Raw genomic sequence first — 8438 nt, 5'->3', positions numbered from 1 at the left:
TTTTTTATAATCTGTTATTTAAAGTGTCGGACACTATAAACCATAAATAAAAAATTGTAAGGCACAACCTGTGCCCTATTAAGTGTTATCAGCCAGCTGGAATTTTACCGTTGAGCATTCCTACAAGGAAATCTTTTAAATCGTTAAGTTTGTGTTTTTTAACGATTTTCTCAACGGCTTTAGCAGCTTTTTTATGGCCGCTTTTTTCAAGTTTTTCAATTAAAGGTTTAGCATTGTCTTTAAGTAACGGTGTTAATTCATCAGGTGTATTAACACCAATAACTTTAAGAAAATCTGTCCCTTTAATACCTGAAGATTTTTTTACGTATTTTTGATAATACTTGTAACCTTTGTTGTAGTCGGCCATTGCTACGCTAGCACTGACACTTGCAAGTAGCAAACCTGCTACAACCATTTTTGCAAAGCGTCTCATTTACTCTCCTTTTACGAATATAGGTTCATTCTTGATATAATAAATGAACCTTCACTGCAATTATAAACCTCAAAGCTTAAAGAAAACTTAATATAAGTTCAAATTATAAAAACATACAAATTATTATTTATTTTAAGATTTATGTTTTATCCCTTTTTGTACCCCGGTTATTGACATTAAATTTTTATTAAGTTAAAATTCAAATAAAAAAGGAGAATGCGATAAATAAGGAGACTCTTGAATAATATATTTTCTTCGAATCTACATAAAAATCCTCTTTTAAAAAATTCTTCATTAAATAAAAAGGAACTTTAATGCAACAAGATGTTATTGCTTTAAAACTAAACGATAAAATAATAGATTTACAGACAGCCGAAGCTAAAGGCATTGAAGGCGGGAAACCGGTATATTTCGACAACTCTCCGGAAGCTCTCGAAGTTATAAGACACTCCGCCGCCCATTTGATGGCACAGGCTATTAAAGAACTGTATCCCGAAGCCAAATTTTACGTAGGGCCTACAATCGAAAACGGATTTTACTACGACCTCAAAACCGTCACACCGATAACGGACAAGGATTTGAAAAACATAGAAAAAAAGATGAAAGCCCTTGCAAAAAAGAAATTCGATATTACAAGATATGAAATTTCTAAAGAGGATGCAAGGGAAAAATTTAAAAACGACGAACTGAAACAGACCGTTCTCGATATGATCGAAGGAGATACGGTATCCATTTATAAACAGGGGAATTTCGAAGACTTATGCCGAGGGCCCCACGTGCCGAACACCAAATATCTTATGAATGTAAAACTTCAAAAAGTTTCGGGGGCATACTTAGGAGGCGATTCCAAAAACGAAATGCTCACCCGCGTATACGGAACGGCATTCGCCACAAAAGAGGCGCTTCAGGAATATCTAAAAATGCTTGAGGAAGCGGCAAAACGGGATCACAGAAAACTTGGAACGGAACTTGAACTCTGGATGTTTGACGAGGAAGTCGGAGCCGGTATGCCAATTTGGCTGCCAAACGGTGCGCTTCTAAGGGCAAACCTTGAAAAGCTTTTATATTCGGCTCATATAAGAAGAGAATATCTACCTGTAAGGGGACCCGAACTTTTAAGAAGCCGTATGTGGAAAATTTCGGGACATTATTATAACTATAAAGAAAATATGTATTTTACGGAAATAGAAAACGACGATCCCAACAAACCCGCCGACGAATACGGTATAAAGCCTATGAACTGTCTTGCGCACGTTAAAATATTCGGACATAAAGTAAGAAGCTATAAAGAACTGCCTTTAAGATTATTCGAATTCGGAACAGTCCACAGACACGAAAAAAGCGGCGTGCTTCACGGGCTTTTGAGGGTTAGGGAGTTCACCCAAGACGACGCCCACATTTTTTGCAGACCCGACCAGATAGAAGAGGAAGTAATCAAAGTGCTTGAATTTGTCGATTCCATAATGGAAAGGTTCGGGTTTAATTACGAAATGGAAATATCTACCCGTCCCGAAAAATCCATAGGAAGCGATGAAATTTGGGAAAAAGCGACAGAATCGCTTAAAAAAGCCCTTAACTCGCTAAACAGGGAATACGGAATCGATGAAGGAGGCGGAGCGTTTTACGGTCCGAAAATCGATATTAAAATCACGGACGCTATAGGCAGAAAATGGCAGTGCGGAACCATTCAGGTGGATTTTAACCTCCCTGAAAGATTCGATATCACTTACGTTGACGAAAACAACGAAAGAGTAAGACCGGTAATGATCCACAGAGCCATAATAGGAAGTTTTGAAAGATTCATAGCGATTCTTACAGAACATTACACAGGTGAATTCCCGACTTTCATAGCGCCTGTAAAAGCTATATTCGTTCCCATAGCCGAAACTCATGTGGAATATGCAAAAAAACTTCAAAAAGAGCTTCTCGAAGCCGATATTAACACCGAAATATTCGCAAGCAACGATTCGCTCAACAAAAGAATCAGAAACGCAGAAAAAAGAAGGGTCGGCTATGTGGTAATAATAGGTGATGAAGAGGTGGAAACAGAAACGGTTGCAATCAGAGACAGAAAAAAAAGAGAACAATACAAAATGACAAAAGGAGAATTTGTGGAAATGATTAAAAACTTAAGCGAGGTTAAACTATGAGTAAAGCTGACAAAGTGCTAATTAATGAAGAAATCGTGGATTTTACAGACAGGGTCAGACTTGTCGACGGAGAAGGTGAACCTAAAATAGTTGATTCGAATAAAGCGCTTGAAATCGCATATAACAAAGGACTTGATTTGGTTTTGATGGCACCAAACGCCAACCCTCCGGTTGCAAAAGCCATGGATTACGGAAAATATAAATACGAACAGGAAAGAAAGAAAAAAGAAGCAAAGAAAAAACAGGTTAAAATAGAAGTGAAAGAAATAAAATTCACATCTAAAATACAGGAAAACGACATCAACTACAAAGTAAAACACATAAGGGATTTTCTGAGTAAAGGAAAACACGTAAAACTTAGGGTGTTTTTAAGAGGCAGGGAGCTTGCCACACCGGAAAAAGGTTTTGAAGTCATAAACAGAGTATGGGATATGATAAGCGACGTGGCGGAAAAACAAAACGAACCCAAACTAGAAGGGAATTATATAAATCTGTTAGTAACACCTATAAAGAAAAAAACAAAAAAATAACTATTTTTTAAGGGAATTCAGCCTCTCTTCCCTGCTGCCGATTGAGGTGATCTGTATACCGAAATTGCCGTCAACTATGACAACTTCGCCCTCACCTATTTTTTTATCTTCAATTAATATATCAAGAGGTTCTTTTGCAAGCTGGTTAAGTTCCACTATGCTTCCGATATCCATAGCTATTACGTCTTTTAAAAGCATTATTTTACTGCCTATTCTGACCCTTAATTGAAGTTTGATATCAAGAAGCATTTCGAGATTTTTTATCTCACTCTTAAATTCGCTCGGTTTTATACTCTGGGCCTCTTTTTTTTGCTTTTTTGCATCGGGAATAAGCTCTTCTAAAACATCTTCGTCAAAAACCATCTGGCATACTTTCACTATATTATTAATCTTACATTCCATATTAACGGCATAAGCGTATTCGCTTATATCTTCTTCTTTATCCACAAACGTTACGTCTGTAATTTCAAAATCGAGATTGGGCATATTGTCCTGTGCGCTGAGAGTCGTTTTAAAAGCGCCGAAAATATTTGAGACTATCTCTTTTACGGCGTCGATGTCATCTTCGTTCATTTCGCTTTTAGCGATCCCCTCCCCCGCAAGCATCAAATCCCCAAGAACCGTAGCCACTTCGGCCGGAATTAAAAAAAGTATCTTCCCTTTAGGCTTGACCTTAATAACGGCCTTTGCATAAGGCGGCTTCGTTGATCCGAGGTCTTTGCTTTCCGAAAGAACAGAAACTTCCGGAGTTATACCTATCAGGCCTTCTATTGTGGATTTTATTTCACTAACCAGCAAATCTTTAAATTCATTCACTTTCTTCTCCTGTTATCTGTTCAAGTTTTTCTTTTCGTTTCTGTTCGAGTTTTTGTAAAATTTCTTTTATTTCGTCATGTTCCGTTTTTAAAATTTCTTTTATTTTTATACTTCTTCTGTATCTTCTGACTCCGAAATCCGCTATAAATTTTTCCCTTCCGTCTATCTTTACAATCACCGTGTCGTCAGCGGGACGGTCTAATTTTATTATATCTCCGACTTCAAGATCAAGCACCTGCTTCATATTAAGCTCGGCATATCCGAGCACCGCCTCGAGTTCTATTTTCGCACCTCTTAAAAGAGCCCTGAGCTCCTTGTTTCTGCTTTTTCTGCCGCTTGTTTCGTTAAGCATCAAATCGCGGTTTGCAAGTCTCGGAAGAAGCGATTCTATCGTTATTACGGGATAACAAATATTCATCATTCCGCTTGTCTGGCCTATTATTATTTCCATAATCACCATTATTACAATTTCATTCTGGGCAACTATCTGCACAACATTCGGAGACGATTCCTTCGCCTCTATTATAGGATACATATCCATAATAGGGGACCATACCTCTTTCATATTCTGCGTAACGACTTTCAATATCTGATCCAAAAGATTGAGCTCTATATCGGTAAATTCCCTCGAAGTTTCAAAAGGCGCCCCGCTGCCTCCCAAAAGACGGTCAATCATAGGAAAAACTATCGAAGGGTTAAGTTCTATTACACCTTTGCCGTCAAGCGGTTTTAACGAAAAAACATTAAAAGACGTAGGGGAAGGAAGACTCATCAAAAACTCTCCGTATGTCATCTGATCCACCGAATGAAGCTGAATTTCCACTATACTCCTCATAAGGGAGGATATGTCGCTTGCAAGGCTTCTGGCCATTTTATCGTGAATCGCCCTTATCGAACGGAGCTGTTCCTTGCTTACACGGTTTGGTCGTTTGAAGTCGTACAGCGTTATCTGTCTGTTGTCAAGAATATCGGACGCTTTTTCAAGCTCGTCCGGTGCAATATCCTCTTCTTCAACAACTTCAAGAAGCGCGTCTATTTCCTCCTGAGAAAGAATATCAGCCATTTAGCTCTTTCCTTAATTTTTTTATTACGTTTTTATGTATCTGCGAAATCCTGCTTTCCGTGACTCCTAAAATTTCACTTATCTCCTTTAAAGAAAGCTCTTCAAAGTAATAAAGCTGTATAATCAGCTGCTCTTTTTCATTCATAGTTTTTAAAATCTTTTTTATTTTTTCGATTAATTCTTCCTCTTCTATTTTTTTGCTTACATTTTCAAAAAAATTTATCTGCTCTTCTATGGGCATTACATTGTATATTTCACTTGCGTTTTTCGCTTTTTTTATTTTTTCCACGTCCACACCGAGCGTTTCCGCAAGATATTCATCATCCGGTTCGTGATTGTATTTCGACTGGTACGATTCTATAATCTTATCAATATCTTTTATCAGTTTTCTGTCGCTGCGGCTTACCGTGTCAAGACTTCTTAAAAAATCGAGCATACTTCCGTATATTCTTTTTTGGGCATATCCCCAGAAATTGTCATTCTGTTTAGGATCATACCTTCTTGCGAGTTTTACGAGTTCTTCCAGACCGATAGATACAAGATCGTTAAACTCCACACTGCTCGGAAGCCTCTCTTTAAGCCTTGCCGCCATGGCCTTTACGGCGGGCATATAATCTACAGCCAGCTCGTCGCTGAACAGTTTCAAATTTTTCTCATACGGATTTGAAAGCGTACGGGTCATGACCTGTTCTTTAAGATTTTTATTTCATCTTTTTCCATCTGCTTTATAAACATATAACTTTCAAGTATAAAATCCTCTTTTTTCTCAAGCTCTTTTATCTGCACATCCAAAATTTCGTCGATTTCTCGCTTGTTAAAATAGACAATTTTTTTAACGTCCAAAAATTTTATAAAAAAAGTGACACCCGCCAACCCCAGCAGATAAAAAAGTACCGTTATCAATACCGTCGCAAATAAAAATTCAGCAAAATCAAGACTGTGCAATATAGAAAAGACAATACCGATAAAAAACCCGCTGGAAGCCAGAAAAAAGATAAAATTTTCTCCTCTCATTTTTCACCTTTAAAACCCTGAAAATATTTTTTTGAAAAAACGGGTAATACCTTTTTCTTCTTCCAGCACATTTCGTTCCGAAATTTTTGCAAGTTTTCTGGCAATCTTAAAAATCTGTTCGCTCGGTGCGCTGAGAGGTTCTTCCTTGACAAAAAGAGCCCTTTTTATAGAAGCGTTGGTAACAATTTTATCCTTTTTCAAAAAGCCTATTATCTGAAGCCTGAAATCTTTTCTAAGGTTCGCATCGGCCACGTTTTTTATTTTTCCGAAAATATTTATCGCCTCCTTTTCGCTTGAAACTTCATTTAAAAGCATAAAGGCTATGTTTTTTTTCTCGCTGATTATCTTAACCATGGCATACGCGTCCGTAATAGCGGCAGGCTCGGGCACTGTAACGACTATTATGTCATCAGCACCCTCAAGCCACATCTGAACCTTCTTATCTATTCCGGCACCGGTGTCGATTATAAAAAAGTCGTAATCGTCCAAAAATTCAAGTTCCCCGAAAAAACGGCTTAAAGTAACCTCATCGGCAAAATCGATAATTTCGTTTCCGCTTTTTCCAGGAATAAGTATAAAATCCTTTTCTATTTCAACTATAATGTCTTTTAATGTACATTCGTTTTTTAAAACGTTATATATATTCTTTTTCGCATTTACCTTCAAAACGACATCCAGGTTGGCTAACCCGATATCGGCATCAAAAAGCACCACCTTAAATCCGAGTCTGTGCAGTGCGTATCCGAGATTTGCCGTTATTGTGGTTTTTCCGACACCCCCTTTCCCGCTCGTAACCGCAATAAAACGGGTGTTTTTGGTATGATTAAGACTCTTTTGCACTATTTCTTTTAATTTATCCGCCTGAGTTTTCAATTAAACTCCTTATTGAGTATACCTTTTAACAAATAATCCGCTCCCGCCTCCATTAAATCGTCGGGCACCTCCTGCCCTATCGAAAAATAACTGACCGGTTTTTTCGTATCGAGAAGAAGTGAAAAAATATTTCCGTATGTTTTGGTTTCGTCAAGTTTGGTAAACACAAACGTATCTATGGGCAGAATTGAAAAATTGTCGTATATATCCACCAAATCTTCGTATTTCGTAACCGCGGACAAAACAAGATTGATATTTATTTCGGCAAACGTATCCACTTTTAAAAAGCTTTTGAGTTTTTCTATTTTTTCTTTATCGTGCTGGGAGCTTCCCACAGTGTCTATTAAAATATATTCGTTATGTCTTAATGAATTCAGCGCATCTCCGAAATCGCTCGGATCCACAACCGTTTCAATCGGAAGCCTCATCATTTTCGCATAAGTCATAAGCTGTTCAACCGCCCCTATCCTGTACGTATCAAGGGTAATAATCCCGACTTTATGACGCTGTGAAAGTTTATAAGCGTACCTTGCGGCGAGTTTGGCTATGGTTGTGGTTTTGCCCACACCGGTGGGTCCGACGAACATCATTATTTTTTTATGAGGCGCCTTCACCTCCCTTTCAACCCTTATAGGAACCATTTTTTTCAAAAGCGTATGAAAATACCTTTTGATTGTTTCACGGTTTTTTCTCATTTTCAGAGGCATATATTTTATGGTCAGTTTCATAATTTCGTCAAGATGTTTTTCGCTCATTCCGCTTGCACGTGAAAGGGCGTATATTTCACTGAATTCCGGAGGCAGTTCAAGCTCGTTTTTTTTATTGACAATATCCCATACCGTCGCCTGTAAAAACTTAAGGGTGTCCGCTATCTGGGATATCTGATTTTTCAACACGGCTATATCTTCGTTTTTCTGAACCGCAGGCCCGCTCAGCGGAACGCACGTTTTGTCCTCTTTAGAAGAGATTGAAGAAATTTCTTTTGCCGCAGTGCTTAATTTGAGCATAACGTCTTTTACATGCTCCTCATCGCTTGTGGGTTTTTTTCTCGGTTTTATATTGTCGTTCTCCACTGCGACAACAATTTCGTAAAGCCCTTCGGATGTAAGCGTCTTTTTCTTTATTTCCCTGCTTGAAACAATAACGGCGTCATCCCCTAATTCGTTTTTAACTTTATTCAAAGCCTCCGTATAAGTCGGTGCGGTAAAAGTTTTAAGTTCCAATTCTGTCCTTTAAAGCTAACGGTACGAGTACTGAATCCCTGTTTTTAAAAAAGGGATGCGGTATTTTGAGCTTCTCGGTGGATATTTTGACATTATTATACAATATTATATCCAAATCAAGTGTTCTCGGCGCATTTTTGAAACTTCTGACCCTTCCGAATTTTTTTTCGGTATATAATAAAAAGTTCAGCAGTTCGTACGGTGAAAAATCCGTTTTAACAACCAGGACGGAATTATAAAAATCTTCCTGTTCCAAATATCCGAAAGGGGGGTTTTTGTAAATTATCGACGTTTGAACGATATCGATTTTAGGATGTGAGGATAAAAAAAGATAAA

10 protein-coding genes are annotated in these 8438 nt (G+C 37.9%); 2 read left to right on the top strand and 8 right to left on the bottom strand.

From position 1 onward, the window contains the following. Positions 1-88: 88 nt before the first annotated feature. A complete protein-coding gene (locus ACXJIE_RS04525) occupies positions 89-433 on the bottom strand; it encodes a hypothetical protein (RefSeq protein ID WP_456479785.1) in 345 nt (114 codons plus the stop codon). Positions 434-747: 314 nt separating this feature from the next. On the opposite strand from ACXJIE_RS04525, the gene thrS reads away from it, so the two are divergent. Then, positions 748-2583 (top strand): threonine--tRNA ligase, encoded by a 1836-nt coding sequence (gene thrS / locus ACXJIE_RS04520; protein ID WP_456479784.1) that lies wholly within the window; start codon positions 748-750, stop codon positions 2581-2583. Beyond that, positions 2580-3113, top strand: coding sequence for a translation initiation factor IF-3 (gene infC / locus ACXJIE_RS04515; protein ID WP_456479783.1), 534 nt, complete (start codon positions 2580-2582; stop codon positions 3111-3113). The genes thrS and infC overlap by 4 nt, the downstream gene beginning before the upstream one ends. Here infC and fliY read toward each other — a convergent pair whose 3' ends face one another. From fliY to folK, 7 genes are all read right to left on the bottom strand, one after another. Beyond that, positions 3114-3929, bottom strand: a complete 816-nt coding sequence (gene fliY / locus ACXJIE_RS04510) for a flagellar motor switch protein FliY (protein WP_456479782.1) — start codon at positions 3927-3929, stop codon at positions 3114-3116. Next, the gene (gene fliM / locus ACXJIE_RS04505) at positions 3922-4992 is read right to left on the bottom strand and encodes a flagellar motor switch protein FliM (RefSeq protein ID WP_456479781.1); all 1071 of its coding nucleotides are present in this window, start codon (positions 4990-4992) and stop codon (positions 3922-3924) included. Before fliM ends, fliY begins: the two co-directional genes overlap by 8 nt. Then, complete coding sequence (locus ACXJIE_RS04500; RefSeq protein WP_456479780.1) at positions 4985-5674, bottom strand: RNA polymerase sigma factor FliA; 690 nt, start codon at positions 5672-5674, stop codon at positions 4985-4987. The genes fliM and ACXJIE_RS04500 overlap by 8 nt, the downstream gene beginning before the upstream one ends. Then, positions 5671-6006 carry a hypothetical protein gene (locus tag ACXJIE_RS04495; RefSeq protein WP_456479779.1) on the bottom strand — a complete coding sequence of 112 codons (336 nt, stop codon included), beginning with the start codon at positions 6004-6006 and terminating at the stop codon, positions 5671-5673. The genes ACXJIE_RS04500 and ACXJIE_RS04495 overlap by 4 nt, the downstream gene beginning before the upstream one ends. A 9-nt stretch (positions 6007-6015) precedes the next feature. Continuing rightward, positions 6016-6879, bottom strand: a complete 864-nt coding sequence (locus ACXJIE_RS04490) for an AAA family ATPase (RefSeq protein WP_456479778.1) — start codon at positions 6877-6879, stop codon at positions 6016-6018. Beyond that, positions 6876-8102, bottom strand: a complete 1227-nt coding sequence (gene flhF, locus ACXJIE_RS04485; protein ID WP_456479777.1) for a flagellar biosynthesis GTPase FlhF — start codon at positions 8100-8102, stop codon at positions 6876-6878. The genes ACXJIE_RS04490 and flhF overlap by 4 nt, the downstream gene beginning before the upstream one ends. Continuing rightward, on the bottom strand, positions 8092-8438 hold a 347-nt coding region (gene folK, locus ACXJIE_RS04480), incomplete at its 5' end, for a 2-amino-4-hydroxy-6-hydroxymethyldihydropteridine diphosphokinase (protein ID WP_456479776.1). The genes folK and flhF, both read right to left, overlap by 11 nt.

The sequence above is a fragment of the Nautilia sp. genome, from assembly GCF_053994455.1.
Note: the sequence above shows the minus strand (reverse complement) of the source record. Positions and strands in the feature narration are given on the sequence as shown.

Coding starts and splice junctions, on each gene's coding strand:
- infC (WP_456479783.1), top strand. CDS start 2,580: ATGAGTAAAGCTGACAAAGTGCTAATTAATGAAGAAATCGTGGATTTT.
- ACXJIE_RS04495 (WP_456479779.1), bottom strand. CDS start 6,006: ATGAGAGGAGAAAATTTTATCTTTTTTCTGGCTTCCAGCGGGTTTTTT.
- ACXJIE_RS04525 (WP_456479785.1), bottom strand. CDS start 433: ATGAGACGCTTTGCAAAAATGGTTGTAGCAGGTTTGCTACTTGCAAGT.
- ACXJIE_RS04500 (WP_456479780.1), bottom strand. CDS start 5,674: ATGACCCGTACGCTTTCAAATCCGTATGAGAAAAATTTGAAACTGTTC.
- fliM (WP_456479781.1), bottom strand. CDS start 4,992: ATGGCTGATATTCTTTCTCAGGAGGAAATAGACGCGCTTCTTGAAGTT.
- thrS (WP_456479784.1), top strand. CDS start 748: ATGCAACAAGATGTTATTGCTTTAAAACTAAACGATAAAATAATAGAT.